Genomic DNA, 26,921 nt, shown 5'->3' on the forward strand with positions numbered 1-26,921 from the left:
AAAGAAAGACTCAGACCTATTCATTGCCATGCTGGAGAAGCTAAAGTGGCACTACCGCCGAGCCAAAAGTGTCACCTTGATACTGGATAACTACATCATCCACAAAAGTAAAAAAACGAAGGCTTGGCTCAAGAAGAACCCAAAGTTCAGGCTGCTGTTCCAGCCCGTTTATTGCCCTTGGGTCAACGTCATAGAACGATTGTGGAATGCTCTCCATGAGACAATTACTCGGAATCACAGGTGTAAACATATGTGGCAATTGCTCAGGAAGGTGAAGCACTTTATGGATAACGTATCGCCGTACCCGGGAGGTTGCCACGGCACGGCGAAAATGTAGCACTATTCGGATCAGTTATTTAGTAGGGAACTTTTACCCCAAGCGTTTTCTCCGATGAGCACGGTGAGCTCATCAAGACTCAAAGAAAGGCGTCGAATGCCCCTGAAACCGGAAATCTCAATGCGATCTAACTTCATAACCACCTCTATTAAAGCCTAAGACAGATAACCAGCGAGCGGAGGTGTGAACATCACGGTTTTTCTGATTTGACAGATTTTTCTGTTTTCTATCAGCTGATTGTGACACATTTGCAACAATCATAATTTCTTATGCATCCCGAAACGAATACAAAACGTCTCTTATCGGGTCATATAAGTACCAAAGGTCTATAGACCCTAGGCCCGAAAAGACATCAAAATTGGCTTTGGAATAAGAACAAGGAACGAGAAAACCCATGCTATCTTTCGAAGCGCTTCAGGTATTGGATGCCATCGAGCGCAAAGGCAGCTTTGCTGCCGCTGCTGACTCACTCAACCGGGCTCCTTCATCGTTAAGCTATCAAGTTCAAAAGCTCGAACAAGATTTAGACCTAGTGATTTTTGACCGCTCCGGACATAAAGCCATCTTTACAGATGCAGGTAAGTTGCTGCTTGAAAGAGGACGTATTCTGATGAACGCTGCTGACGAGCTAGTGGCGGATGCGAAATCTTTAGCTCATGGTTGGGAGTTGGACATTACGATCGCATTCGATGGCTTGTTGACCGCCCGTCATTTCTTTCCGCTGGTGGATAAACTTGGTCGCGAAGCCAGCACGCGTGTGCGTCTTCAAGAAGAGATCCTGGCTGGCGCATGGGAGTCTCTTGAGGACGATCGTACTGATATCTTGATTAGTCCCAAGCCCCCTGCTGCGCCTCCAGGCATCAAAATACAGGAAATTGGGTATTCAGATGGCTATTGGGTGGCGGCAGCCAATCACCCCATTCACCGTCACTCTAACCCCTATGATGCAGACGTGCGTCGTCTTTACCGCAGTATTTCAGTCGCGGACTCTGCGCGCAGTACCAAAACCTATACCTTTAACATTCTCGATGAGCAGCCACGTTTGACGGTTTCTTCAATGACAGAAAAATACCACGCAATCCTTGATGGTTATGGTATCGGAACCATGCCAGATTGGTGGGTGAGCAAAGACATTGAGGAAGGCCGCCTGAAGGTGATTAAAGGCAGCAAGCCTTACAAGCTCTGTTGGGTGATGGCGTGGAAGCGCAATCGAATGGGGAATGCGAAAAGCTGGATGATCCGTGAAATTCCTAGATTACTAAAAGTGATTCAGCCTATTCCTGAAGAAGAAGCAGGATAACGCTGCACATGGAGCAATCAATGATCAGACACGTACTACTGGTAAAATTCAAGCCGACTTCTAATGAAGCGGATTTTGAAGAAATTCGCGAAGAGTTTATGTCGATGATTGAACGTGTCGAAGGTGTTGTCTCTGTTGAGTGGGGTGAAAATGACAGTCCTGAAGGTAAAAACAAAGGCTACACACATGTTGTCTTTATGACCTTTGCCGATGAAGAAGGACGCCAGAACTATTTACTCCACCCGGAGCATGAGGCGTTGAAAGAAGTGTTTGTGCCGCATATTGAAGATATTATTGTGGTGGATTATACCTTACCTGTTGCTTCATTCGACGGGCATTGAACAGAAAAAAGCCGCATCATGAAGCGGCTTTTGGATCATATTTAAACACTGCGCGGTAGGTTATAGTGTCATGTCCATTTCGACAATACCGTCCTGAAGTTGTACGTCGATAGTGAAGCCGACTTTTTGTGCAAGAGCAATCATCCCTGAGTTTGAAGGCATAGTCATACCGTTAAAGCGTTTAAGGCCACTCACCCGGCCATAATTAATGATTTTTTCCATCAAAATTGCGCCAAGGCCCATGCCTTTAAGATCAGAACGAACCAAGACAGCAAACTCTGCATCTGTGTGTTCAGGGTTGGCTAGGGCTCGAACGACACCCAATATCTCGTCAGAACCGTTTTCTAATCGATGAACCGCAACAAAAGCCATCTCGCGGTCATAATCAATCTGTGTCAGGTTAGCCAAAGCTTCATGGTTCAACTCGCCGACATCAGAGAAGAAACGCTTGTAGAGGTCTTCAACCGATACATGCTCGATAAATGATTTATGGTTTGGTTCGTCTTCTGGAAGAATGGGGCGCAGCAAAATTGTTCTTCCATCCTTTAACTCTGCTCGCTCTTCCATTTCTTTCGGGTAAGGACGAATTGCCAAGCGCGTATTCGCATCTCCCTCAAATACACATAGTTTGATAGACGCATCCAGCACAGTAAAACTATCGCCTGTCACGAGCAGAGGGTGAATGTCTAACTCGGTGATTTCTGGAAAGTCTATTAAAATCTGTGACAGTGTCACAAGAAAGTGGCACAGCGCATTCACATCCAGATTATACGGGTGGCCACGTTGGCGGAGCTTTCCACTCTTAATCGCACCTATCACTAAATAACGTGCAAGCGCCATGTTGAGTGGTGGAATAGCTACAGCAGCATCGCGGTTTACATCCCATTCTGAACCACCTTCTCCCAAAAGAATGACTGGGCCGAAAACAGGGTCGTGACGTACACAAACACGAAGTTCCTGAGAACCTGCGCGGTTAGCCATACTTTGTATTTGCAGGCCTTCAATGCGGGCAGTTGGGTAAGTCATACCGACACGGTTCAACATTAACTGTGCTGCATTTGCCACTTCAGTCGCGTTGTTCAAATCGAGCATGACGCCGTTCACGTCGGACTTATGGGCGATATCAGGTGAGCGGAGTTTGACTGCTACAGGGTAGCCAACCTGTTCAGTGATCTGGGCGGCTTCAGCTGCATCTGACGCCAACCAAGTCGCCATCACATTGATACCGTACTTGGAGAGGAAAGGACGAGCCTCATGGGTGGTCAGTATGCGCAGGTTTTCTTCCAATGCTTGTTGGATGAGTGCCTTTCCGCCTTCAACATCGTAATCAATTTGGCCGATAGAGGTCGGTGTTTCCATCAGTTGCTTCTGGTTTCGTCTGTATTCGACCAAGTGCATGAACGCTGTGACTGCACTTTCTGGCGTGCGATAAGCGGGAAAACCTGCATGAGCAAAAGCCAGACGGGCGACTGTCGCATCATCGCTTTCGCCTTGCCAGTTCGTCAGGATATTAAAGCGTTTAGCGCGCTGGGAGTTCTTCAGCATATCTGCAAGCGCTTTTGCTGTTTTCAGACCGGGTGCTGTCACTGAAGGGGAGTGAAGGATCAACAAGGCATCAGCTTCATCACTCTCCAGAAGAATTTCGGTTACTTTCTTATAGCGTTCAGTGTCAGCATCACCCACGATATCAACGGGGTTTGACTGTGACCAACTGACTGGAAGTATGGCATCCAATTTTGCCTTAGTTTCTTCACTGAGGACCGCCAGTTTACCCCCCATTTCCAGTAAGGTATCAACCGCCATCACAGCTGGGCCGCCACCATTGGAAATAACCGCCAGTCTCTCACCACGAAGTGGCACTGAATGAGAGAGGGTTTCCACTGCGGCGAACAATTCATGCGTGGTACGCACACGCAGCATACCTGAACGTCGGATAGCGGCGTCATAAGCGCCATCCAACCCGATTTCACTTTCCTGTAAATGAGGGAGGATCGAAGCTCCTTCAGGCGTGCGTCCGCTTTTCAGGACGAGAACGCGGCGGTTACGTGACGCTGCTCTGGCCGCAGAAATGAAAGCACGGGCGTCTTGGATATTATCGATGTACAGCAGAATGGCGTCGGTTTTGCTTTCGCGGCTTAGGTAATCCAACAGTTCGGGAAAGTCGATGTCACTGGCCTCACCAAGAGAAATGAAGGTGGAAAAACCAATTCTGCGGTTACGTGCCCAGTCCAGAATAGTGGTACAAACCGCTGCGGACTGGGAAACAAAAGCAATGTTCCCACGGTTGGCCGGAATCGGAGAGAAAGAAGCATTCAGGTTAAGCCAAGGTAGGATTAATCCAAGGCTGTTTGGCCCTATTACTCGCATGGCATATTGGGAAGCGATGTCTCTCATTACGTCAAATTCGCTGCGGCCATCTTCTGCTTTGGTTTTTTTCATACCAGCAGCCAAAATAATTGCCACTTTGACGCCTTTTTCGCCCAGTTGACGAATCAGTTCGCTGTTGCGCGAAGCTTGGGTGCAGAGTATGGCGAGATCAGGTACAAGAGGAAGGGATTCAATGGTTGGATAAGCAAGGACTCCAGCAACCGCCTGATATTTAGGTGTGACAGGCATAACTGGGCCTCGAAAACCGCCGGACTGCAGGTTACGAATAATCACGTTACCTGCGCGTCCCTGAGTGTCAGAAGCGCCAACAACAGCAATTGATTTAGGTTTAAACAGCGTATCCAGGCTGGTCATTTCGCCCTCCGACTTGGTTATTCTCAGACAGTCTACTGTTTTTCGCATCACGATGTTTCAATCGGTTAGCATGGCTGTGATCCGCCGCTAAAAGCATCGTCAGATTGGCAGAAACTGGGAAATGATGTGTGACATGTGGCAGATACTTATCAGAGTGGGCTTGGTTTAAGTTGAATGAATGGCAGGGTGGGTACAGAATAAGGGCAGTGGCTCCTAAAAGTAGAATATTCATGAAGAAAATCCTTTCGCTCGCTTTCACACTTGCTCTTGCCGGTTGTGCTGGCGGAACCAGCACCACACAAATTCTAACCCAATCTTCTGAAGAAGAAGTGATGCCTGTGACTGAAACCATGGTGCCATCTTCAAAACCAGAGATGACAAAACCTATGCCTAAGCCAGTTTCGGTGGAGAAACCGAAAGTGCCGACACCTAAGCCGGTCATGACTGCGCAGAAGAAACCTAAGCCGACACCTAAGCCTGTTAAAAAACCATCTGCGATATCTTCATCAACTTACACCATTCAGGTCATCGCATTGAGCCACAACAAGGGCTTCAGTGAATACATGAACAGACTGCCGTCTGATAAGCCAGTTTGGTCAAATAAGAAGATGGTTGATGGTCTCCCTTGGTACACCTTGCTCTACGGTGAGTTTAAATCCAAGACTGAAGCGCAAAATGCACTCAAAGCACTGCCGAATGACATTAAACAATACGGTCCATTTATTCGTTCATTTGCTTCCATTAAGTCGTCAGCGACACCAGAAGTAAAACGCTTGAACTGAATAGACAATTCAAATGGAAAAGAGGGCTAAGGCTCTCTTTTTTCTTGCTTGTTTTTTGAAACACAGGGTCTGCGGTGGCTTATGAATCAAGTAATGACGGGTTTTTGCGCGATCACGCAAAATTTGCCAGTTATTTGCGTTTGATTGAGTGAAAGCGCCAATGTGTTTGTTTACTATACCCAAACACCCTGAGTGAGAGCATCTTCAGGTCGTTTGGGTATAGTAGGTGCCTCACGGATTGTGCGATTAGATTTAGTTATCCCTGAGCGATTTATCAGGGCGATGTAGGAATGGTCATGAACCCAACTCAAGTATTGTTGCTGTGTGGTGGCGGTAGCGCTGAACATGAAGTATCGATGGTGTCAGCAAACTATCTGGAATCTGAATTAAAGAAACTGCCATCCGTTTCAGTTGTTCGCGTTGAAATCACAAAAAATGATGGCTGGAAGGACAGTAACGGACAAGATTGCCGTCTGAATCTGGATAAGACGCTTAAAGTCGGTGATGAAGTTATCAATATCGATTTTGCCGTGCCGTGTATTCATGGGTTTCCGGGCGAAACGGGTGACATCCAATCTTTGTTTGAGTTGGCTGGCGTTCCCTACATGGGGTGCGATTCTTCCGCCAGCAATGTTTGCTTCAACAAAATCACTTCAAAACTCTGGTTTGATGCGATTGGTATTCCGAACACTCCATACGTTTTCCTGACTGACAACGACGAAGACAGTATTAAAAAAGCGGAAGAAGCTTTTGACCGCTGGGGTGCAATTTTCGTTAAAGCAGCGTGTCAGGGGTCTTCTGTCGGTTGCTACAAAGTGTCAGATAAAAAAACCGTGCGTGAATCGGTTGAAAGTGCGTTTAGCTACTCCAACCAAGTGTTGGTTGAGAAAGCCGTTCGTCCACGCGAACTGGAAATTGCCGCTTATCATTATGATGGCCAAGTCATTGTGACGCGTCCCGGTGAGATTGCTTGTCCAGAAGACACCTTCTACACCTACGAAGAGAAATACAGCGAAGGAAGCCACAGTCAGACGACAGTAGAGCCAGAAAATCTGACGAAATATCAGGTCGAAAAAATGCGTGAGTATGCAGAGAGAGCATTTGTTCACTTGAAGCTGAAAGACTTGTCTCGTATAGACTTCTTTCTAACGCCGGAAGGTGAGGTGCTGTTGAATGAAATCAATACCTTCCCTGGTATGACGCCAATTTCAATGTTCCCGAAGCTCGTTGAGCACAATGGTCACCCATTCTCTGAGTATCTGGCGAGTTGTATCCGCTCAGGGACTAATTAGTCCTTATCCAGTTTACGTTTGAACTTATCCATTGCCTCGTCTCGAGCCTGTTTGTTTCCCACATATTGGGCTGGCATCGCGGGGCTTTTCCATCTCCCCTGTTGCTGAATCTCTTTGATCGTCAAACCTGAGTCTGACAAATCCTGACTGGCACCCACGCGCGGCGATTGGCCTGAGAAAGTCAGTGTCCCCTGAACACCTAATTCTTCTGCTGCCCGACGGAACACACGGTAAATAGACGAGTGATCCATTGGGGCATCACCAAGCTGCTGATGTTTATTAATTCTGCGCAACAGGGGACCGTCTGTTATGGCGGTCATTTCAAACCAAAGTTCGATCAAGGCCGAGGCTTCAGGAGAAAGCGCCATGGAGGTGTCCGAAATTTGGAGCGTAAAACCATATTCAGTTTTAATGATGTCTTCAAATTGAATTGCAGCCAACTCGCTGCGTTTTAACATGCATTCAAAGCAGAGCGTCCAGATGAGCAAGTCCCTGATGTCTTTGAGCCGATCACTAGTGCAGAGTTTGGAATGCAGCGATTGAAGGTGGTGGTAGTGGAATGCTGTCGCTTGATCTGCTTCATCCGCTTTCTCCTGATACAACTTATTTAGCGTGAAGCGAACCTCTCTGTGGCGGGTAGGGTCGGAGAGGCCATGGACTCGATGCATCATGGAAACTGTAATGATATAGCGCTTGATACTGGATGCTTTTCGCAATGTCGATTTGGCTTCTATAAAGCGCCGTACCGCTGTTACAGCAGCAGGGAGGGGACAAACATTCACTTCACGGCAGTATTCGACGAAAACTTGCCAGTCATTCTGGAAACTCAGCAAGGAATTTTTACTGTAAAGTCCTTGAGTGAGAACATGCCAATCCTCTAGAGAGAGAGCACCCTGTTTAAACAATAATATACTGGATTTAACAGCCTTCGGGTCAGTAATAGGTTCTATCTTTTTCATGACGTAATGCACTATAACTTATTTTTCTGTTATCTATTATTCCACCGAATCGGACAAGTTGATAGCGCCAATGATCACATAAACTCTTCATATATAGATAAGTTCAAGGTCTGCCAAAGAACGCGATTTTTGCCAAATATGCGTTGATAACCTTTTTCGACAAAAGGCTCGTTATCAAGTCTTGGTTAGCTTGTTATCACCGTTTTATCGAATCGTTTTTACGAAGATAAATGTTGGGCAGATACCACGTTAATAGTCGAATTATCCTTTCTTTTTCATTAAAATCGCCCGCGATAATAACTTTATACCCAAATCACTGTTAAGCGCCTGATCCCTGGTGGTTAAGTTAATGGGTAAGCAATCCATAGAACAGGTAGTGAATGAAAAAGCGATATTCTCATCGTGGCCATACTATTGAATGTAAGGACGATGTTTATACGTCAATTGTTGCAGGGAGAAGTGTATCCGGCACGATGCTGGGCGTAAAACAGTGTATAGATTGGTGGAGTGACACCCGTATCTTCCGTCGTCCTGCCGAATTCGAACGTCAATCCTTCCGAACCGCAACGGGCCCTTCCTCGGAAGTTTATAAAGGCATTCAGATCATGTCTGACGACAAACAACCGGGCCTTTGGTATATCTTGGTTCGGGGGCAACTTCTTAAAGGTCCATTGCCAAAGATTAAGCAATTTATCGACCAAAATGCGCTGTCGCGCTAATTCCACCATAATCCAAAGCTTACCGTGTTCTGACTGCGTGAGTTTTGGTAGCATTGGCGCAATCAACAAACGTCTAAGAGTGAATGATGAGAGACGATAATAGCCGACTGGTGTATTCCACCGACTCCGGGCGTATCAAAGAAGAAAAGCAGGCGCCAGTCCGTGAAAAGGGTGATGGCGTTGTTCGTATTCAACGTCAAACCAAAGGTCGCAAAGGTAAAGGCGTTTGTCTGGTTACGGGGATGGATCTCGATGATGCAGAATTGAAATTAGTTGCGGCTGAGCTTAAGAAAGTCTGCGGCTGTGGAGGTTCAGTGAAAGATGGTGTGATTGAAATTCAAGGCGATAAGCGTGACCAAATTAAAGCTTACCTTGAGAAGAAAGGTCACACGGTAAAACTGGCAGGTGGTTAATCTTCCTCTTCAGAGTGATATAAAAAAGAGATGCCAACTGACATCTCTTTTTTGTTAGACAAGTGAGGAATGTTGATTAGCCTTTGTAACGTTGGATAGCACCGCTTTCCAGACGCGCCAGGTAATCGTTCATGTCCGCTTTGATTTCTGGAACCAGACGGTACAGACCAATGATGTTAACCAGAGCCATTGCAAAGATCATTGCATCAGAGAAGTCGATAACTGGACCCAGATTCATCGATGCGCCGATGACAACGAAGCAGCAGAACATGACTTTGAAAATCATCTCAGCGCGTTTGCTCTCACCGAACAGGTAAGTCCAAGCTTTCAGGCCATAGTAAGACCAAGAAATCATGGTTGAGAACGCGAACAGTACAACTGCCACAGCAAGGATCAGAGGGAACCAAGAGATTGAAGCCTCGAAAGCTGCAGAAGTCAGTGCAACACCACTCAACTCCTGACCTTCATACAGTTGGCCAGTGATGATGATAACCAGTGCAGTCATAGTACAGATAACAACGGTATCGATGAACGGTTCCAGCAGAGAGACGAAACCTTCAGACATGTGTTCTTTGGTTTTTACTGCTGAGTGAGCAATCGCCGCCGAACCAACACCTGCTTCATTCGAGAACGCGGCTCGTTTGAAGCCCTGAATCATGGCACCGATAACACCACCCGCGACACCTTCACCGGTGAATGCGCCGTTGAAGATTGCGCCGAATGCTGTGCCTACTTGGTCAATGTGCATAAGGATGATGACCAGAGCAGCACCAACGTAAACAATGGCCATGAAAGGAACAACTTTCTCGGTAACTTTCGCGATTGACTTGATACCGCCGATGATAACCACACCAACGACAACAGCCATAATCAGGCCGAACAACCAGCCTTTATCCGCGAAGAAGGACATGTCGCCACCAGTAACGCCAACAACTTGTTTAAACGCCTGGTTAGCCTGGAACATGTTACCGCCACCCAAAGCACCGCCGACCGCACAAACTGAGAATAAAACGGCGAGGGTACGACCAAATGCTGGGTTACCTTTGTTAGCCAGACCTTTGCTCAGGTAGTACATTGGACCACCGGAAACAGAGCCATCTGGGTTTGTGTTGCGGTATTTAACACCGAGCGCACACTCTACAAACTTGGTAGACATACCAAGTAGACCCGCTAGGATCATCCAGAATGTTGCACCTGCACCCCCGATAGAGATTGCGACAGCAACACCCGCGATGTTACCGAGGCCAACCGTACCGGATAGCGCTGTTGCGAGCGCCTGGAAGTGCGAAACCTCACCTGGCTCTTTTGGATCTGTGTAGTCACCTTTAACAAGACGGATTGCATGAGTGAATCCACGGAAGTTGATAAAGCCTAGATACAGCGTGAAGATGACAGCGGCAACAACCAGCCACATTACGATCCATGGCGCTTCAGCATCTAGAAAGGGGAGTGGAACAGAGGAGAAGATCATACCCACGAATGGGTTTACAATTGGTGCGACTATTTCATTGATTGCTTCATCGATCCCTGCCGCAGAGGCTGAGCTTGCAAACAACGAAAGTCCAGCAGTCGTCATTATACGTTTCATTACCGAGTCCTTTTCTTTTTTATATTACTTTCAAACTTACCGCAACATGATGTGTTACATGTTTGTTAACAACTGTTGCGCTGCGGATTATTTCACGTATAAACATATTTGCAATATATTTCGACCCCGTAATTTTGCATTTTTTATAACAAGATAAAGCGCTCACACTTTTCTACCAAAACCTCCCATTCATAATTTATTTCGCGAATTTACTCGACGATAAAATAATTCGGCAATATATGTATAATTAATTGTACATTTATTATTTTGACTTTCTTTAATTTATTCATAAGGCTGCAAGCGCTTTCTGTTGGGGTATGTGTTGCACTACTGTAAAGCAGACCGATACAAGGTGTTGTTAACAGATGAATTTAAATAACTATTTCCAAAAAACCAAACAGGAGAAAGTGCTGCTAATTTAAGACAATTTTAAATTAGCAAGAAAATAGCACTGGAATTAGAAAAGTGTGAGGTTGTAAATAAGTTAGTCATTCTTAAATATGATACGAACTTAATGTATAGCTTCTGTCTCTCCGCAGTAAACTAGATACTCTGTATTGGGCAATTTTTCGCCAACCATTCTGGTTATTAGCGAGTTAAGTCACGTTAAGAATATATACCCAACAAGTTCTCTATTTTAAGCATTATTAGTCACTTCTTATTAGTAGTTTAGTAGTTCAGTCATGCAGTGGTTAACAAAGTTCTCCGCCTCACCAACGTTTATCTTTACTGCCATAGTTGCAGCAACGATAGCGTCAGATGTGGTGTTGCAAAAGCAATCAGACTCAAGCAGGGTGCTTATGACGAAGTATTTAGAAGCACTGCCGTCAGTTTCTTTAGAGATGGTTAAAGCACAAAATGCGCTGGAAGCATCGGGCGAAACCGTGCTGGCCCCACAACAGGTTGATATGCTTGAACAAACGCTCGCTAAACTGCTTTCCAGCCAGTACTCTAGCTTCGAAAAACGCCGTCTCGCGATGAAAATTGAGATACTTCGTACCCACGTTGTAGACACCGATTTTGACAGAGAGTTACATCGCATCGGTGATACAGGCTGCGAGCCAAATGTTCAGTTGGCCAACCAAATAGAACAGCTGCAACCGCTTAGTGTTCGCCCTCAATACCAAGTGACGCTTTGCTACCTCAACCAGGACGGGACAACAATGATGTCCAGCGCTTCTTCTTTGGATTTCACTCACAACCTGACGCTAGAACCTTAACGTCTATTACAACAACAATTCCTGCACAGGCTTACTGAATCAAGGTACTGTAGTTAGGAAGGTGCTCAACAAACCGCTGCTGCACATCCAAATATGTTTTCCTGTAGATGTCATCAATTTTATCAGCGGCCGGAAAGAGAGCCGAAAATCCAGGGTGTTTAAGGTCTATCGTCATTTCAGCCGCCCGCTGCATATGAGCGATAAAAACTCGAGGATCTTCTAAACCCACTGCAATACGCAGTGTCGTTGGCTTAATTCCTGCCTCATTAAGTGCATCTGTTGAAAGCTCTGAATGTGTTGTCATTGCAGGGCATAAAGCAACTGTGTTGGTCTGTCCAAGGCTGACCTGCATACCAATGGCAGGTTCAAGCATGTCAAAAAATTGCTTAAATGCCGACTGTTCAATGGCTTTGCGATCAGCTTTGCCTTCCATATCGATAGTGAATAAGGAGGCTGGCAACCCCAGGCGCATTTGCGATTGCATTAACGCGTAGTTCGGGCTGTCAGGCAGAGCAGGGCATGACACATTGATATCGGGGTGAAGTGCGAATATACGCGCTAGCGACAGGGTATTGATGGCTTTTTGTAATACACGTAATTCGAAAGTCTTCATCCCATTGAGAACCTCAAATGCTTTATCAGCATCGAGGAACGCGCCTTTTATGTAATAAACGTTCCAGAACAGCGTGTGATTCCAGTTAACCTCACGTTCTTTACCACTTGGTGTTTTGCATGTGACGGTGTCACCTTTTGGAATGAACATATCCTCATTCCGGCCAATGACCACACCTGCAGTTGTGCTTCCAGAACCAGCTAATTCTTTCGTGTACGAATGAAGCACGAAGTCTGGACGTTCCATCGGGTCACTTCTTTTTAACACAGGGTGGAGGAAGGGAGTGCCTACAGTGGTGTCCACCATAACACGCCAATCACGTTCATGGGCCGCTCGGCTTATGCCAGCAACATCCAGTACGAAGCCGTGAGGGTTACAGGGGCTTTCCAGATACACATATATCTTACGGCCAGCTTTTATTCTGTCCGCATATTTCCTCTCAGCTGCGTCCATGGCTTTAGCAAAAGTTGCGTCATCGTAGCCGTCCACCCATTCTATCGCCACGTCCAGATTAGAGGACTTGCGATACCAGTCTTGAAGGAGTTGGTAACTGCCTCCATAAATATTTCGTGAGGTCAGCACGATATCTTCTCGTCCCAGCAGGTGACTCAACAAACCGTCAATTGCTGCCATCCCAGAGTTAAAGTTCCAGGCGAGATATTGGTCGGCCATGTCTCCGGCTTCGATATCGACGATATGGTTCGCGAGCGCAATGGATGTTGGATTCAGCAGCCGGGAATAAATTTCATGTAATGGCTCCCTCCCATTGAATGCATCCTCCACCCATTCAGTACAGGCAAATAAATAAGTGGCAGTACGTGTGATGACTGGGGCTGCAGAAAAAATGGCCGCAACGTTATCAAAAATAGGGTAAGCACCTTTCGCCGAGAAATGCCCGTTTTTGGTTACGATGGACTTGTAGGTTGTGCGCATCGGGTTTTGTAGGTTATCGAGAATTTTCGCTAACTGAAATGATAGGAACCGCTTTGCGTTAAACCAGGCAATGCGATCATTTCTGTCTAAATCATTCAGCCCATTCAACGTAATGGCCCAAAGATCATGAGTATGATGATTCGCGGTATATAAGCTAGTTGCAAGGGAGACCAGTGCTTGCCCGAAGTCTGACTCTGTATCGATACCGAAGTGCCTTGCCTGCTCGTTGGCTAAAGATGCCGCGTCTTCCTGCTTTGTCGTATTTCGTAGAGGACTAAGTTGAGTTGCTTTATTCATCGCTAATTCCCTTAACTAAAGATTGTTTGTGTCTATAACGATCACGTTAGTTAAAGCAGCGATAAGGATGATTGCGAAATACACCCTATAATTGTTAACAATTGGCAGATCCTGCCAATATTTAAGTGTTATGCGCTAGTAATGGAAACGAGGAAAAGAAATGGAGCATAATCTTGATAGTATAGATAAGAAGATATTGGGCGAACTCCAGAAAGAAGGGCGCTTAACCAACCAAGAGTTATCAGATAGGGTTTCTTTATCCCCATCGCCTTGTCTTCGTCGTGTCAGGGTACTCGAGCAAAAAGGGATAATTACTGGCTATCATGCTCATGTTGATCAAGACAAATGTGGGCTACCTGTTAATGTCTTTGTGTTGGTGAAACTCGAAAAACCGACCGAAGATAATATGGTTAAATTTGAAACCTTGATCGACCAAATGGATGAGGTGTTGGAGTGTTTTCTGATGACAGGCACTCATGATTACCTTCTTCATGTTGTGAGTGAATCGCTGAAAACTTACGAGCGGTTTATTCGCAGGGAACTGACGCGTCTTCCCAACATCGCCGCAATCGAATCCAGCTTTGCTTTTGGTCAGGTCAAAAAACGTTCCCGATTACCCATTTAGCTCTTCCCTCAAATAACCAGAACCCTGCACCCTTAAGGTTATTTGGGGAAATTGTTTTCGCGCTTCCGCTCTAAATGCTGATATGATGGATACGTAAACGACAAGTGTCGCTTTACAATACGACAGATGACGCACATAATTTAACCAAAGCTAATGGAGGTTGATATGTACGCAGATCAGTTAATGTCGCTTGGCATCGTCAAAGAAGGCCAGATTATCAATCAGGATATGGAACTGGATATCATCCGCCATGGACTGAAAGTTAAACATGCGCGTAAAGTTATGAAAGAAATGGCGATGAGTAGTGGCGAGTGGGTCACTTTGATTGGTTTAAGCCCACGAAGCCTCCAGCGCAAGAGCGATTCAGACCTTCTAACACCTTCGCAATCAGAAAAGACACTGGCTATTCGTCGTGTGGTTGATCTTGCCGTTGATTACTATGGCGATCGTTCAATCGCTTTGGATTGGTTAAAAACACCACAAGTGGCTTTTGGTGGAAAGGCCGCTGTTGACTACTTGGATACCAACACGGGCATTCAATATGTCGAAAACGTACTCAACCGTCTGATGCATGGCATGACTGCCTAATGGAAGTATTTCGACTTTCTGTTAAACGGTTTGCCGATCTCAGTGGGATGGGGGGCATATTTGGATCTGGTCGTTGGCACCAAAAAGGCCAACCTGTTCTATATACTGCTGGTTCACGATCCTTGGCAGCACTGGAGCGTTTCGTTCATGAAAGTCCGGTACAAATGCCACCTTTGGTCATGATGACCATCTACATTCCAGACGATCTCCCCATTAAGCGCGTTTCTGAGCAAGAACTTCCTGAAGGCTGGGACGCTGTGCCAGACGCAGATGTATCCCGGAATTACGGTACTGTCTGGCTTCGCGAAATGACCACGCCAGTCATCCAATTACCATCTGCTATTATCGCCAGCGAATACAACTTTCTCATTAACCCCCTCCACACTGAAAGCCGGAAAGTGAAGATCATCGATCAACGAGATTTTTACTATGACAGCCGTCTCAAGAAAATGATGCGATAGGGCATTAAAGTGGCCTAGGATAAAAGACGTTAACCACGCATAGTGCTAATTAATGCCAATAAGTCTATTGGGCCTTGAGTGGTTGGAAAAAGGCTAATCTTTTGCCTATGTGTGTGCGGTATTGTAATGCTATGAGTGCTGCTCGAGCCCCAAGCGTATAGTCCATTTTAAGGGGAGAGGTTCACTCAACGCAGACGAAATATGAATTGAAAGGAAAGGAGTATCCAATGATGAAGTACGTAGTGGCATTTTTATGTCTGGTTTCAACAGCGATATCTAATGCGGCCGAACCCATTTCCCCTTTCTCGGCATCGAAAGCCATTGATTTAACCCACCCGATGCACAATGACATGCCATTTTGGCCTGGCGGCGTACCATTTAAAAAAGAAGCACTCGTGACACACGAAAATGGCGGGTATCTGCTGCACAAATTCAGTATGGGCGAAAACACAGGTACACATGTTGATGCGCCCATTCATTTTATTAAGAACAGATCTACCATTGAAGATATCCCTCTAAGCAGCTTAATTGTTCCTGTTGTTGTCATTGATGCAAGAAAGCAGGTGATGGTTAATCCTGACTATCAATTGTCAGTGGAAGATTTGAAGCAGTGGGAATCAGAGCATGGAACCATACCTAAAAAATCACTCTTTGTAATGAACACCGGGTGGCACACCCGGTTTAACAGCCCAGAACAATACATCAATATGGACAAAAATAATGTTATGCACTTTCCAGGGTATTCACCTGAGGCAGCAGCGATGCTAGTTGATAGGGGCGTAACAGGCATTGGAATCGATACGCTAAGTTTAGATCACGGACCTAGTCAGAGTTTCGCGACGCATATTGTGATGTTAAAAGCTGGGAAATATCAGATTGAAAACATGGCTAACCTGACGGCTCTTCCTCCCAAAGGAGCAACCGTGATCATTGGTGTTTTACCTATTCAAGGCGGCTCCCAGGCGCAGGCCAGAATTCTCGCGCTGTTGCCATAGTTATCCCTAATACATCTTCATAGGCCGGCAGCTTTAAACAAAGAAATCTCTCACTTGTGAGGGGTTTCTTTGAATTCAAACCAAGGTTTTTAGACAGCGACACCTTAGAAAGTTGGTAACCATCTATAAACCCAACGACGGCTAAATGCTTCCAGTATGGAAGTTTTTTTCGATAATTTACCGAAGCTAGAAGAACTCAGTTGGAGCAGAATGATCCAATATGAGCGTCTTAAAGAATTGGTAATTATCTATTTTATGGTAAATAGATAATTACGTTCAATACGCTGAAATATTTAAAGAAAGTGGATAATGACAGACAGAGGAGAGTCAGATTTAGCGTAGCTGTAGATAGTATTTAACATAAGATAGATAATGCGAACTAATGGCTGTGATGTAAATAAGATGGCTTTGGGTTTTCTGCTGCCGTTTACATGCGCTTTCTCGTTCCGCCTTGAGCTACCAGCAAGCCGCCCTAGCTCATATTTATCATCCCGAACAAGGAAGCTACATGAATGCTGATTTACTTGTTTCCGAAACTTTTATCAGCAAAATTTCAATTCGTTAGACGGAGGCGCAGAGTATTTTCACGTACAGCCGCCAACGCGGACGATAGCGATAAAGCCCAAACATGACACCTCCCACAAATACATTGCCTTCGATGCATCAAATTGCTTTGGTTCAGAGAATTACTCGTAAAGATCTTAGGCACACTAATTCCGCTATGAACATCTGAACTGAGTTTCGATACTCTCGTCATGTGTTCTCAGTAGACGGAAAACTGCGTTCAGCACATGTGAAACTATCAGGTTGTCTTTTCACATTGAATTTACTGAAAACGCCTATCGAATCATTTCAATTAAAAAGGATAAACCAATGAAAGCAATCAACCTGTGCATTATTACATTGGCTATGACAACGTCATTGTGTGTGTTGGCAAAAGACACAAACACATCAGTATCAGACGCTGTAATTTCAGACCAACGTCAGGAACTGGCTGAAAATACGGAAGATAAAGGATTTGGTCCTCAATCACCGCGTGATATTGATTCTAAAGCAGGCAATAACACCACGTTGTTCAGCACTGCTCCGTCTTACACAGAAACGAACCTCTGTAACATCCACTTCCACAAAAACGCCGAGCACAAAGGCGGTGAGTTTACGCGTTATGCAGGAAATGGCGACGGTAAAGGCTACCACACGGGTTACCGCTACTCCGGAAAGCTGTCAGATGCTGAACTAGCACCGGTTAAGAATGTAGTTTGTCCAAGCAATTATGGTGATCTGAAACCTGGTGATACCATCGAGGTTCACTATGTTCACTCAACTGCGCAGGTTGAACCCGGTCCGACGCTTGGCGCATGTTTGAGTGATGCCAACAAAAACCCGCAACTTCGTGTAGAAACGCAGGTTTACGTGCTGGTGAACGACAAAAATGCTTACGACTTTGAAGAACTGACAGAACATGAAGTTCAAGATGGTGTGCATCAGGCGATCGCGATTCCTACTAACACGGGCAAGCCAATTCAATACATGGGCTCAACCACAGGCCCTGGCTACAATGAGAAAGGTTCACCCTTCCAGGTGACTTGGAGCGTTCGTCCGAAAGTGGCGAAAGTGAGTATCGAATCCGTTGGTGAATGGTGTGAAGGCAATGTCTTCGATGAAGACCACGCACATGGCGTGCGTAACCTTGTGGTGAACAAAGATCTGCTGTCCGAAATCGTGAACTAAGATTCTGACGCTAGGCGCGTAAGCAGTTATGCGCCCTATTCTCTTTGTAGTTTTCACGTGGTCTCTGCCACAAGAAATGGCGCTGTTGCGCCATTTTTCTATTCGCAACACACTGATTATCTGCCGTTCTCGACCAGAGTGATAACATCCCGCGCTTTCACGAAATGATCGAGTTCATGGGTTTTGATCCACCAGGTGGCAGCTTCCATGAGTAGTTCGGGGTCGTCATTCTTGTTCGCAAAGAAGGCATAGAAGGAGACATTGACGTTATCCCCTTTGATCAGGATTTTCTTTTTGCAGACTTCGATAACTTTTTCGCGCAGTGAATCTCTCATTTTTTCCCCTGAATATGTATGATTAACAATCGATACTGTATATAAATACAGTTCTTGGTAAAAGTGGTACTTTTGAGAATTTGATCCACCCACTTCTTTTGATTGACCAGTAACAGGTAATTGTGCCTCTAACAGGGAGATAAATATGGCGGGAATTCTTGAATTAGATGCTCTTTTGTCATCGATGGAACCAGCTTTAATTGACGGTGAGTTGTGTTTTGTACCGTATCGGGTGCGCTGTCGGATTACATAGAGCTTGAGCCGTTGGCTACTTTCCGGGAAGCCGAAGGGTTAACGTTGCTGATGGAGAAATCGGCTGCTGAATCTGCAAACATTGCGTTCGAAAGCGTCTATCGTCAAATTATCCTAACAGTCCATTCCAGCCTGGATGCTGTGGGTTTAACTGCAGAGATATCAACTAAGTTGGCTGAGAAAGATATCAGTGCCAATGTGCTCGCCGCCTACTATCACGATCATATCTTTGTGCAGGCAGAAAACTCAGCGCTGAAAGCACTGCAGGAATTTTCTACTGAACCATGATGGGTTTTCCACCTGAGAGGACCACAAAGTATTCTCCTCGCATAAACACTCCTAGCACTTTGTGGCTGCTGATGTCTTCCCACGTTACGCCATCATCAGAATGTGAAAACGCATCTATGAACGTCAGTTTCACATACTGTTCATAGGTCAACACTTCTCGACGGACAAAGCCGCCAAATGGATAGTAAATCAAGCTACCGTCTTTCAAGTAAGCAGGGATCATCTGCCCCTTTCGGTGCTCGTCTGTGCCGCTCATCACAACGGCTTTGTAATTGTGTCGGTATCGGATTGCAGGCATAACAACAAATACTGTTTATATGTACAGCATGATTCTACTCGGTTTATGTAGAACGGCAAGCCGCTTTAAAGGAACGACAAACGGTAAAATGATTTTTCATATGGAATTTTAGTGAGACTAGTGAAAAAGGCGGATAGTCACCCGCCTTGATGTGAAATTTTTTATTTGTGATTCAGTAGCATGATGATGTCGTCTAGCATCTCCTTTTCTCCCTGCCCGTTCATGGGGTAGTCCATGTCGACTTCCAAGTCTTTTGCGAATTTCTGGAAGTACCGAGGCACATGGGAAAGGATGTAATCTGAACATTCACTGTGTTTGTTGTGGATGAAGTTACGAATAATATGCTCGTAACTAACATCTACATCACTACCTGACACCCGCTCCAGGAAGAACTCTTTTCTGTTGTCTTCAAGAAAACGGATATATCGGTTTTCAGTAAGGTATTTGTCCAGTAGTGCTTGTCTGATACAAGCAAGCACAATACGCGATGCACGTTTAGGCTTAGTCTCACCCGCCTCTCTGAGGGATTCAAGGATCCTCTCTTCAAGATATGGTGTGTATTTCTTCTTATTAAAGAAGCCTTCCTCTACACGGGTGAAGAACTTCTCAAACTTCTTCTTGCGAATCCAGTTCGTTAGAATCCATTTCATAGGCTTAAAAGTCTTGGGTCTATCAACGACGCTAACCTACCACTCTTCCATACATTTGGGTTAGGCCTATCCAAATTTTTTGCGCTTTAAGCACCACTTTTTAACTATTCCGCGCGTTGAGTATAAATAACCATTCTCGAATTGATGTGATCTGAAACATAAATGCTCAATAATCACACACTTTTATATTCAATCATTTGGATATTTTTGCGATATAGGTTCAACTAACAATATTTCCTATGAGGTTTAATGGTCTGAGAAACGTACTGGATGACAGATAAAAACAAAGGTGTCGGGAGGCATCATGACGATATTTTCGCTGGGCCGGAAAGCTATCATCAATGAAAGCTCTATGGAGTATGACTGGATAAGAAGACAGGTCGAAGAAGGTTTTGAAAAAGCAGAGATCATCAACTCGATTTTGCGTTGTTATGGAGGTGATGAAGAGATTGCGGCACTTTTTTATTCTATTGCTGTTGGCGACAGTTCACCAGGCGTTTTACTTACTCATCTGAGCTTGTGTGATTGGTCCCCACTACAGGGTGAACACATGGATTCCATGGGTTCTTAGATCAAACCTGATGACAAAGAGGGATGGCTTTGCCACCCTCTCTCTAATCGATCACTGTTTGAAGATATCCATAACCAGCGGTATGACTTTGTACCAAACTGCCGCACCGATACCAATCCATACCAGCAACCAAAATAGACGTGAAAGCCAAGTATTACGCGAGTGATAACGGGCTGGATCAGGCTCTCCGCATCCAGGACAAGACAGCGCACGTTTGGAAACCTGCTTTTCACAAACTGGGCAAGCAACTAATGGCATGTAGACCTCTTATTCCTTTTTGAATCTTTTTAATGACCGCCAAGCGAATGCTTTTTTGCTGGCGTTATGCACAATACCCAAATCGCTCTAATGGAGACCTTCAATACGCCCACTTCTTCGTTAAATTCCACGGAAATAGAACGACTATTCCTCGCGAAATTTGCCTCGAATTGAACGCATTGATGACCTCTGAATTCAAGCATCTTCAGGTCGTTTGGGTATATATACTATTACGAGTCGCTTTACCTAACTAGATGGATCGACAAGAAATCGCTGAAACGATCAATTTCCTGATTAAATTCATGAAAAACAGATACTTTCTTACGGAAATGGTGTGAAGGAGAAGCTGGACAGCTTCCCCTTCGGGTGAGGATTATGCTTGGTTTGGTACGATTTGAACCTCTACACGTCGGTTCTTAGCGCGGCCTGAAGAGGTATCATTAGAAGCGATGGGTTGAGTTTCACCATAGCCAGTCACATACAAACGCTTCGCGTTAATCGTAGAACGCTGCAAATACCCTTTCACACTCTCAGCACGCTTTTCAGACAAGGTCATGTTGTATGCTGCATCACCTGTGCTGTCGGTGTGTCCTTCGATGCTCAGGAAGGTTTTGTTGTATTCGTTCATCACGCGCGCAACAGCATCAAGAGATTGATAGAAACCTGGGGAGATACCGCTCTGGTTTGTGCTAAATGTAATGTTGGATGGCATAACTAGACGGATATTGTCACCTTCACGCACGACTTCGATTCCAGAACCCGCCAATTCTTCACGGAATGCGGCCTCTTGTTGATCCATATATTGCCCCACTGCAGCCCCTGCCAGTGCACCAATAGCAGCGCCTATGAAGATACGTTTGTCTTTGTGGTTACCGGTGGCTTTACCTAAAACAGCACCAGTAGCGGCACCAATAGCAGCGCCAGACCCAGCATTCGAGGCACAGCCTCCCAACACCAATGAAGTCGCAAGCAAAGTTACAACGGGAATTGATTTACGCATAAATTCTCTCCTTCTTGCTTCCCTCATACATTGAGGGCTTTAATCTGACGCGTTGCGTCAAAGATATGCGTATTGATAAGGCGGCCAATCTTAGTCATCTGTAAAGACCGAATTGTCAGTGCTTTGCAAAGTAAATCCAATAATTGAACGCCGTTTTATATTTACACATGCTATAACCGTAAAGACGAAGCATCATTCCCTTTTATTTGCTGGAATTCTGAAGATGAAAAAGGAAGAGTTGTTAGATGATAAGGGAAAAGTTTTTATGCATAGGTAGTTAGAGTAAATTTTTAAGGGCTATGAAAAGTTATAGTGCATTAAATAGTTAAAATTAAAGGAGCAAATCTACTCTACTCCTTAACCTGTGACCACTTAATCACCGAAATCATGCACATCTAAGTGGAAGATATCGACGGGATCAACCCAATCTACCGTTCCGCATACTGTGCAAGTACACTCAGTGTGGTCTCTATAATTACCACTGATTGGTGGCGTGGTCAGCGCGCGAATGGCTGGGTCATGGTGAGCTTGCTCACGTACTTCATGTCCAGTTTCTTTTTTACAATTAGCGCAATACCAAGTGTGTACACTCATCGTTATCTCCTTGCCAAAAACCTTGCTCCTTCGCAATGAGTGTAATTTCATATAACTTCCAATTTGTGATGCATTATTGAGACATAGAGTAATTAGACGGAAATAGACTTTTTCCTGAAGAATTTTTGCCAAGAATTAAGTACTCAGTTGAATTTTATATGCATGTTCATGTGTACTCTTTGACTATTTTTATGCTTTATATTCAACAATTTGATATTAAAAAGATTGAAAAAATGTTTAGACAAGAAAACCTGTTTAAATCCTTACCAAACGCCAGAAATCATGAAGTTTTTGAATATTTAATCAAACACCCGTTTGTCAGGATTAAGAGAATAGTGTCACGTGGCCAAACTTCGCCTGAGACCAGTTGGTACGATAAGACGAGAATGAATGGGTGGTTGTTTTGCAAGAGAGTGCTGAGCTGACGTTTGAAAGCGGTAAGTCGATGTTTTTAAAAACGAGGGATCATCTCGATATTCCCGCCCATACTAAGCACAAAGTGAGCTGGACAAATTCGGATGAAGATACCGTTTGACTGGCTGTTTTTATCCGGCTGGCCACGTAGAGTAATCAGTGGAGCTTATCGGTGCAGCGGCTGACACCTTTAACCTGAGCCTGTGGGCAAGGCGCATCGCCATAGGCACAGAAAACACAGCACATACCTTCTTGAGCTATCAAAACCTCACCACAGCTCTCGCATTCATAATGCTGTAGAGGTGTATCGATAGGCATGAGTTCTGACTTTACGTGTTCGCATTTTGGGCAGGTTATGTTTGATTTCAGCAGTACTTTCATTGGAAAAAACGCCCTTCTATTGAGGTGTACACCAATAAGCGTGGAACACCTTGAAGACACTTGCCAGCACCAGACGCCAATTGCGTTAGATTCAACTATTAAAAATGCAATTCCAGCTATAAATGCCTTCCTCTTTCCATTTTATGACACTTAAAACAGACAATTTGTGGATTCATGTTATTCAAATGAGGAATCGTTTTAGGTTCAAAAACTCTCTTTTTCCATCCCATAGAGTTGTCCATACTGATGCCTGTCCACACTATTGTTGAAACCGTGAAAGCAGAGGTTCACATGACGTTATTTCCAAAAGATTTTCTATGGGGTGGCGCAATTGCGGCCAACCAGGTTGAAGGATCTTATGCTCTCGAAGGCAAAGGCCTTTCGACGTCCGACATGCTCCCCTCTGGGATTCTAAGCCCTCACCAAACCCGCCAAGAACGCACGCCGGGTATTAAAGATGTGGCCATAGATTTCTATAACAGATACCCAGAGGACATTGCCCTGTTCAATGAAATGGGCTTCAACTGCCTGCGTCTTTCCATTGCCTGGACCCGTATTTTCCCGAACGGTGATGAGGAATCACCTAACGAGGCTGGCCTCGCCTATTACGACCGTATTTTCGATGAATTGGCTACACACAATATCCAGCCTTTTGTGACGCTCTCACATTATGAAATGCCTTACGCTCTGGTAGAAAACTATGGAGGCTGGGCAGACCGACAACTGATCGGCTTCTTTGAGCGGTATGTCAGTACCGTTTTCGAACGGTATAAGGGGTCACGCGACGATTCGGAAAATATTGTACGCTAAGAGCATAAATAGACTATTTATCAGATATCTGGCCAAATGTAATCCCCGGTTAAATTAATGTGTTCCCAACCTAATGGCGACAGATGCCTCAAGAGGCTATCATCTATTTTTTCACCCTTCTTTCTCAGTATCTCTACCGCCCTCATGGTAAGTTCAGTATTCCAAAGCGTAATGGCTGCAACGATAAGGTTGAGTCCACTGGCCCGGTACCGCTGATTTTCAAAGCTTCTGTCTCTCAACTCTCCCAGTCTGTTGAAGAACACCGCCCGGGAAAGAGCGTTTTTGGCTTCACCTTTGTTGAGTCCCGCCTGAACCCTGCGTCTGAGATCCATATCCTTCATCCATTCGAGCGTGAATAATGTCCTTTCTATTCGGCCCAGCTCTCTCAGTGCAAGGGCAAGACCATTTTGGCGCGGATAACTGCCAAGCTTTCTTAGCATAAGTGAAGCGGTCACTGTTCCTTTGCCTATGGATGCGGCTAACCGAAGGATCTCTTGCCAGTGCAGAGCGACGTAGTCAAAGTTGATCTCTTCACCGATAAGCCCTCCCAGCGTCGGGTAGTCCGACTTGGCACCAGCGATATATATTCTCTTGTCTGAAAGATCGCGTATCCGGGGCGCAAACTTGAAACCAAGGATGGGCATCAGAGCAAAGACATGGTCTGTAAATCCCGCTGTATCGGTATAGTGCTCCTCAATATTCAGCTCTGACTCATGGTTGAGCAGTCCATCTAACACGTAGGTGGCGTCTCTGGCTGGCGAGTTAATGATCCGTGTGTGGAAAGGGGCATAGTGATCTGAAATATGCGTATAAAACATGCTTCCCGGGTCACGGCCATACTTCGCGTTAACATGGCCTTTTGACTCCCCGCGCCCTCCGGCTTTAAACCGCTGGCCATCCGAAGAAGAGGTGGTGCCATCTCCCCACCAACGGGAAAACGGGTGATGGTGCTGTGCGTTGGTCAATGCGGCTAATGCACCACTGTAAGTTTCATCACGTATGTGCCATGCCTGAAGCCAGGAAAGTTTGGCGTAAGACGTTCCTGGACAAGAGGTCGCCATTTTCGTCAGCCCCAGGTTGATGCCATCTGCCAGCAGTGTTGTCATCAGCATGATACGGTCCTGTGCCGGTTGTCCTCCTTTCAGGTGGGTGAAGTGACGGGTAAAGCCTGTCCAACTGTCGACTTCCAGCAGCAGCTCCGTGATTTTAACTTTCGGCATCAAGGCGGCGACTTTACGGATCAATGATTCTGCTTCGTCCGGTACATTGTTCACCAGAGGAGAAATCCGCATGCCGCTAGAGGTGACCAGCGCGCCCGGAAGACGGTTGTTGGCGGCGTCCTGATCCACTTGCTTTAACGCGTTAATGAGTTGCGCTTTTTTCTTCTCAAGAAACCGCTGGCCGTCAGTGTCTACCGATAACCCCAGCGCATGATCCTCCCGAAGGCGTTGAAAGGTGTCTTGGGGCAACAGGTAAGCCTCAAAGTCCATAAATTGCCGTGAGTGTTGAACCCAGATATCACCGGCTCTCAGTGCATGACGCAGTTCTGAAAATACACACAGTTCGTAGTACCGGCGATTGACGCCATCCGGCCCGAAAACCAAAGAGGCCCAGCGTTTGCGGATAAAATCAGTCGGGATGTCTTCAGGCAGTTTTCTGGCCTGTGTCCGGTTCATGCGTCTAAGCAGGTTGACCGCTGCGAGTAAGGTGCTTCTGGCCGGAGCTGCGCTTAACTCAAGCGTCTCCAATAGTGCTGGCGTATATCGACGCAGTTGGGTATAGGCGTCTATCAGCAACGACAGATGGTCAAACTCGGGCTGACTGAGTTGCTCTGCATGTTCGACACTGCCGATAAACACGTCCCACCCCATTGCCTCATCAATGGCTTTGAAGGGGTCGAGGCCTGACGCTTTCGCGGTTTGCAGTACCCTTCCTGCCCATGACAGTACCTTGAGCTGATCATTGATGTTTTTCCCAGAGCGCTGGAACTGATCGGCATGCTTGCGTTTCGCGATGTTCTCCTTGCTGGCCATGACCCTGTCATGCATATCAATCAACTCATCTATCAGGGTGGCCCGTGTGTCGAGGACCACAGCAACCAGAGTGGCATGGCGTCTCAGTGGCTCAAAGTCTCTCAGGTGCTGTGGGGTCATTTGTCCCCCTTCCCTGGCCATCTTTTTCAGTCTGCTTTGGTGAACAGATGTCGCTATTCCTTCTGGAAGGGAAAGGCCTTGCAGGTACTCGATGCGCTCTATATGCAGCAAGATATGTTTGGCATTGGGCACTCCGTGAGGCTGGCGAAGCCAATGGATAAAGGTTTGTCCTTGTTGGTCTTTCGGTAGCAACAAACGGTCTAACTGCTCTTTCTGCCCGGAAGACAGACGCGCCGTTAATGCGCGGTAAATACGCCGGGTGCCAAGGGCAACGGCCTCAGCACAAATCCTTTCAATGACGTCAATGGTGGGGATCACGATATGGCACTGACGCAGGTAGTCCATCAGCGCGATGGCCAACACCCTGCCAGTGTCCGTCTGTACCGAGAGGGGTAGAAGATGATGAACCGCCTGCCGGAAATGTGCCCGGGTAAAAGGTGTCAGACCAAGAAAAGACATCAACTCCAGAAGGTGTTCACGTCGGGTTGTTTTTCTTTTCGCATAATTCGCCCAGTAGTTGACCGATATCTGGAGCTGTTCACCGACATAGCGGAGCAAGGAAGCCGGGGGTTGGCCGTCTGGTGGCAACGAAATACCCGGGTAGCGAAGATAGCAAAGCTGGACGGCGAATCCCAATCGGTTGTGCTTTCCCCGCCTTTGGTTAATCAGGGCCAAATCCGCATCACTGAATAGATAGCATTGAATGAGAGATTGTCTTTCTTCAGGGAAGGCGAGCAGCAGCTGGCGCTCTGACGGGGTAAACAAGGTTTTGCGTGGCAAGATGAAGTCCTTTTTCGGTTAATGAGCCCGTATGGGATGGGGGCGTAAAGTGATACGCTATGCCTCCGGGGACACTCTCTATTTGAATCGGAACACAGAAGATATCCTGTCTCATTTGCCGGATAACTCACTGAAAACCTGCATACTTGTCTGGACGAATACACCCCGCTCTTTCATCATGCGTATTCAGATAACAGGGAA

The 26,921-nt window shown here is 45.9% G+C and carries 26 protein-coding genes and 4 pseudogenes; 17 read left to right on the forward strand and 13 right to left on the reverse strand.

Going from position 1 to position 26,921, the window contains the following annotated elements; all coding sequences use genetic code 11:
• On the forward strand, positions 1 to 337 hold a 337-nt coding region (locus GMA8713_RS08170; RefSeq protein WP_157515497.1), incomplete at its 5' end, for an IS630 family transposase.
• A 17-nt stretch (positions 338 to 354) separates the two neighbouring features.
• Here the strand turns inward: GMA8713_RS08170 and GMA8713_RS26620 are convergent.
• A pseudogene (locus GMA8713_RS26620) lies at positions 355 to 474 on the reverse strand (DUF2813 domain-containing protein); the annotation flags it as partial.
• A gap of 257 nt (positions 475 to 731) precedes the next feature.
• Between GMA8713_RS26620 and GMA8713_RS08175 the strand changes: the two are divergent.
• Together GMA8713_RS08175 and GMA8713_RS08180 are read left to right on the forward strand one after the other, a co-directional pair.
• Positions 732 to 1,637, forward strand: a complete 906-nt coding sequence (locus GMA8713_RS08175; protein WP_062707763.1) for a LysR family transcriptional regulator — start codon at positions 732 to 734, stop codon at positions 1,635 to 1,637.
• A 20-nt stretch (positions 1,638 to 1,657) separates the two neighbouring features.
• Complete coding sequence (locus GMA8713_RS08180; protein ID WP_062707774.1) at positions 1,658 to 1,978, forward strand: Dabb family protein; 321 nt, start codon at positions 1,658 to 1,660, stop codon at positions 1,976 to 1,978.
• Between the two features lie 60 nt (positions 1,979 to 2,038).
• On the opposite strand, the gene GMA8713_RS08185 is transcribed toward GMA8713_RS08180, so the two are convergent.
• Positions 2,039 to 4,720 carry a bifunctional acetate--CoA ligase family protein/GNAT family N-acetyltransferase gene (locus GMA8713_RS08185; RefSeq protein ID WP_062707777.1) on the reverse strand — a complete coding sequence of 894 codons (2,682 nt, stop codon included), beginning with the start codon at positions 4,718 to 4,720 and terminating at the stop codon, positions 2,039 to 2,041.
• A gap of 230 nt (positions 4,721 to 4,950) precedes the next feature.
• Here GMA8713_RS08185 and GMA8713_RS08195 point away from each other — a divergent pair, with 230 nt between their 5' ends.
• Positions 4,951 to 5,502: an SPOR domain-containing protein gene (locus tag GMA8713_RS08195; RefSeq protein ID WP_062707784.1), complete on the forward strand. Its 552-nt coding sequence runs from the start codon at positions 4,951 to 4,953 to the stop codon at positions 5,500 to 5,502.
• A 296-nt stretch (positions 5,503 to 5,798) separates the two neighbouring features.
• The gene (locus GMA8713_RS08200) at positions 5,799 to 6,794 is read left to right on the forward strand and encodes a D-alanine--D-alanine ligase (RefSeq protein WP_062707787.1); all 996 of its coding nucleotides are present in this window, start codon (positions 5,799 to 5,801) and stop codon (positions 6,792 to 6,794) included.
• Here the strand turns inward: GMA8713_RS08200 and GMA8713_RS08205 are convergent.
• On the reverse strand, positions 6,791 to 7,753 hold the full coding sequence (locus GMA8713_RS08205) for a tyrosine-type recombinase/integrase (protein ID WP_062707790.1): 963 nt from the start codon (positions 7,751 to 7,753) through the stop codon (positions 6,791 to 6,793). The two genes, GMA8713_RS08200 and GMA8713_RS08205, sit on opposite strands and share 4 nt — an antisense overlap.
• Positions 7,754 to 8,133: 380 nt before the next feature.
• Here GMA8713_RS08205 and GMA8713_RS08210 point away from each other — a divergent pair, with 380 nt between their 5' ends.
• Together GMA8713_RS08210 and yciH are read left to right on the forward strand one after the other, a co-directional pair.
• Complete coding sequence (locus GMA8713_RS08210; RefSeq protein WP_084387681.1) at positions 8,134 to 8,472, forward strand: DUF3319 domain-containing protein; 339 nt, start codon at positions 8,134 to 8,136, stop codon at positions 8,470 to 8,472.
• A gap of 86 nt (positions 8,473 to 8,558) precedes the next feature.
• The gene (gene yciH / locus GMA8713_RS08215; RefSeq protein ID WP_062707799.1) at positions 8,559 to 8,885 is read left to right on the forward strand and encodes a stress response translation initiation inhibitor YciH; all 327 of its coding nucleotides are present in this window, start codon (positions 8,559 to 8,561) and stop codon (positions 8,883 to 8,885) included.
• Between the two features lie 76 nt (positions 8,886 to 8,961).
• On the opposite strand, the gene GMA8713_RS08220 is transcribed toward yciH, so the two are convergent.
• Positions 8,962 to 10,473, reverse strand: coding sequence for an alanine/glycine:cation symporter family protein (locus tag GMA8713_RS08220; protein WP_062707802.1), 1,512 nt, complete (start codon positions 10,471 to 10,473; stop codon positions 8,962 to 8,964).
• 800 nt (positions 10,474 to 11,273) lie between these two features.
• Between GMA8713_RS08220 and GMA8713_RS08225 the strand changes: the two genes are divergently transcribed.
• Positions 11,274 to 11,693, forward strand: coding sequence for a hypothetical protein (locus GMA8713_RS08225; RefSeq protein WP_062707805.1), 420 nt, complete (start codon positions 11,274 to 11,276; stop codon positions 11,691 to 11,693).
• Positions 11,694 to 11,724: 31 nt separating this feature from the next.
• Here GMA8713_RS08225 and GMA8713_RS08230 read toward each other — a convergent pair whose 3' ends face one another.
• Positions 11,725 to 13,536, reverse strand: coding sequence for a trans-sulfuration enzyme family protein (locus tag GMA8713_RS08230; RefSeq protein WP_062707808.1), 1,812 nt, complete (start codon positions 13,534 to 13,536; stop codon positions 11,725 to 11,727).
• A 160-nt stretch (positions 13,537 to 13,696) separates the two neighbouring features.
• Here GMA8713_RS08230 and GMA8713_RS08235 point away from each other — a divergent pair, with 160 nt between their 5' ends.
• The 5 genes from GMA8713_RS08235 (at position 13,697) to GMA8713_RS08255 (ending at position 17,936) form a co-directional block, all read left to right on the forward strand.
• Positions 13,697 to 14,161 (forward strand): Lrp/AsnC family transcriptional regulator, encoded by a 465-nt coding sequence (locus tag GMA8713_RS08235; protein ID WP_062707812.1) that lies wholly within the window; start codon positions 13,697 to 13,699, stop codon positions 14,159 to 14,161.
• Positions 14,162 to 14,326: 165 nt separating this feature from the next.
• Positions 14,327 to 14,749 (forward strand): Xre family toxin-antitoxin system antitoxin, encoded by a 423-nt coding sequence (locus GMA8713_RS08240; protein WP_062707815.1) that lies wholly within the window; start codon positions 14,327 to 14,329, stop codon positions 14,747 to 14,749.
• Entirely contained in the window at positions 14,749 to 15,210 is a 462-nt protein-coding gene (locus tag GMA8713_RS08245) for an RES family NAD+ phosphorylase (protein ID WP_062707818.1), read from the forward strand. The genes GMA8713_RS08240 and GMA8713_RS08245 overlap by 1 nt, the downstream gene beginning before the upstream one ends.
• Positions 15,211 to 15,437: 227 nt before the next feature.
• Complete coding sequence (locus GMA8713_RS08250) at positions 15,438 to 16,205, forward strand: cyclase family protein (protein ID WP_062707821.1); 768 nt, start codon at positions 15,438 to 15,440, stop codon at positions 16,203 to 16,205.
• Between the two features lie 909 nt (positions 16,206 to 17,114).
• Positions 17,115 to 17,936 carry a delta-class carbonic anhydrase gene (locus tag GMA8713_RS08255; RefSeq protein WP_422615196.1) on the forward strand — a complete coding sequence of 274 codons (822 nt, stop codon included), beginning with the start codon at positions 17,115 to 17,117 and terminating at the stop codon, positions 17,934 to 17,936.
• A gap of 116 nt (positions 17,937 to 18,052) precedes the next feature.
• Here the strand turns inward: GMA8713_RS08255 and GMA8713_RS08260 are convergent, their stop codons facing one another.
• On the reverse strand, positions 18,053 to 18,271 hold the full coding sequence (locus GMA8713_RS08260) for a DUF6500 family protein (RefSeq protein ID WP_062707827.1): 219 nt from the start codon (positions 18,269 to 18,271) through the stop codon (positions 18,053 to 18,055).
• Positions 18,272 to 18,416: 145 nt separating this feature from the next.
• Here GMA8713_RS08260 and GMA8713_RS08265 point away from each other — a divergent pair.
• Positions 18,417 to 18,811 (forward strand): annotated as a pseudogene (locus GMA8713_RS08265) (ACT domain-containing protein).
• On the opposite strand, the gene GMA8713_RS08270 reads toward GMA8713_RS08265, so the two are convergent.
• Together GMA8713_RS08270 and GMA8713_RS08275 are read right to left on the reverse strand one after the other, a co-directional pair.
• Positions 18,798 to 19,109, reverse strand: a complete 312-nt coding sequence (locus GMA8713_RS08270; protein WP_062707830.1) for a hypothetical protein — start codon at positions 19,107 to 19,109, stop codon at positions 18,798 to 18,800. The pseudogene GMA8713_RS08265 and the gene GMA8713_RS08270 overlap by 14 nt on opposite strands.
• Before the next feature lie 161 nt (positions 19,110 to 19,270).
• Positions 19,271 to 19,759, reverse strand: coding sequence for a hypothetical protein (locus GMA8713_RS08275; protein WP_062707833.1), 489 nt, complete (start codon positions 19,757 to 19,759; stop codon positions 19,271 to 19,273).
• Positions 19,760 to 20,063: 304 nt separating this feature from the next.
• On the opposite strand from GMA8713_RS08275, the gene GMA8713_RS08280 reads away from it, so the two are divergent.
• A complete protein-coding gene (locus GMA8713_RS08280) occupies positions 20,064 to 20,330 on the forward strand; it encodes a hypothetical protein (protein ID WP_062707835.1) in 267 nt (88 codons plus the stop codon).
• A gap of 51 nt (positions 20,331 to 20,381) precedes the next feature.
• Here the strand turns inward: GMA8713_RS08280 and GMA8713_RS08285 are convergent, their stop codons facing one another.
• From GMA8713_RS08285 to GMA8713_RS26625, 3 genes are all read right to left on the reverse strand, one after another.
• Entirely contained in the window at positions 20,382 to 20,588 is a 207-nt protein-coding gene (locus GMA8713_RS08285; RefSeq protein ID WP_062707837.1) for a hypothetical protein, read from the reverse strand.
• A gap of 373 nt (positions 20,589 to 20,961) precedes the next feature.
• Positions 20,962 to 21,588 (reverse strand): YiaD family glycine zipper/OmpA-like lipoprotein, encoded by a 627-nt coding sequence (locus GMA8713_RS08290; protein ID WP_062707840.1) that lies wholly within the window; start codon positions 21,586 to 21,588, stop codon positions 20,962 to 20,964.
• Positions 21,589 to 21,960: 372 nt separating this feature from the next.
• Positions 21,961 to 22,182 carry a hypothetical protein gene (locus GMA8713_RS26625; RefSeq protein WP_084387682.1) on the reverse strand — a complete coding sequence of 74 codons (222 nt, stop codon included), beginning with the start codon at positions 22,180 to 22,182 and terminating at the stop codon, positions 21,961 to 21,963.
• A 233-nt stretch (positions 22,183 to 22,415) separates the two neighbouring features.
• Here GMA8713_RS26625 and GMA8713_RS28040 point away from each other — a divergent pair.
• Positions 22,416 to 22,717: pseudogene (locus GMA8713_RS28040) on the forward strand (cupin domain-containing protein).
• 35 nt (positions 22,718 to 22,752) lie between these two features.
• Here the strand turns inward: GMA8713_RS28040 and GMA8713_RS28415 are convergent.
• Positions 22,753 to 22,977: a GDCCVxC domain-containing (seleno)protein gene (locus tag GMA8713_RS28415; RefSeq protein WP_084387683.1), complete on the reverse strand. Its 225-nt coding sequence runs from the start codon at positions 22,975 to 22,977 to the stop codon at positions 22,753 to 22,755.
• A 291-nt stretch (positions 22,978 to 23,268) separates the two neighbouring features.
• On the opposite strand from GMA8713_RS28415, the pseudogene GMA8713_RS08300 reads away from it, so the two are divergent.
• A pseudogene (locus tag GMA8713_RS08300) lies at positions 23,269 to 23,751 on the forward strand (family 1 glycosylhydrolase); the annotation flags it as partial.
• A gap of 56 nt (positions 23,752 to 23,807) precedes the next feature.
• Here the strand turns inward: GMA8713_RS08300 and GMA8713_RS08305 are convergent.
• Positions 23,808 to 26,720, reverse strand: coding sequence for a Tn3 family transposase (locus GMA8713_RS08305; protein ID WP_062707843.1), 2,913 nt, complete (start codon positions 26,718 to 26,720; stop codon positions 23,808 to 23,810).
• Positions 26,721 to 26,921 lie beyond the last annotated feature (201 nt).

It is taken from the genome of Grimontia marina (genome assembly GCF_900060185.1).
Taxonomy (GTDB): Bacteria; Pseudomonadota; Gammaproteobacteria; order Enterobacterales; family Vibrionaceae; genus Enterovibrio; species Enterovibrio marinus.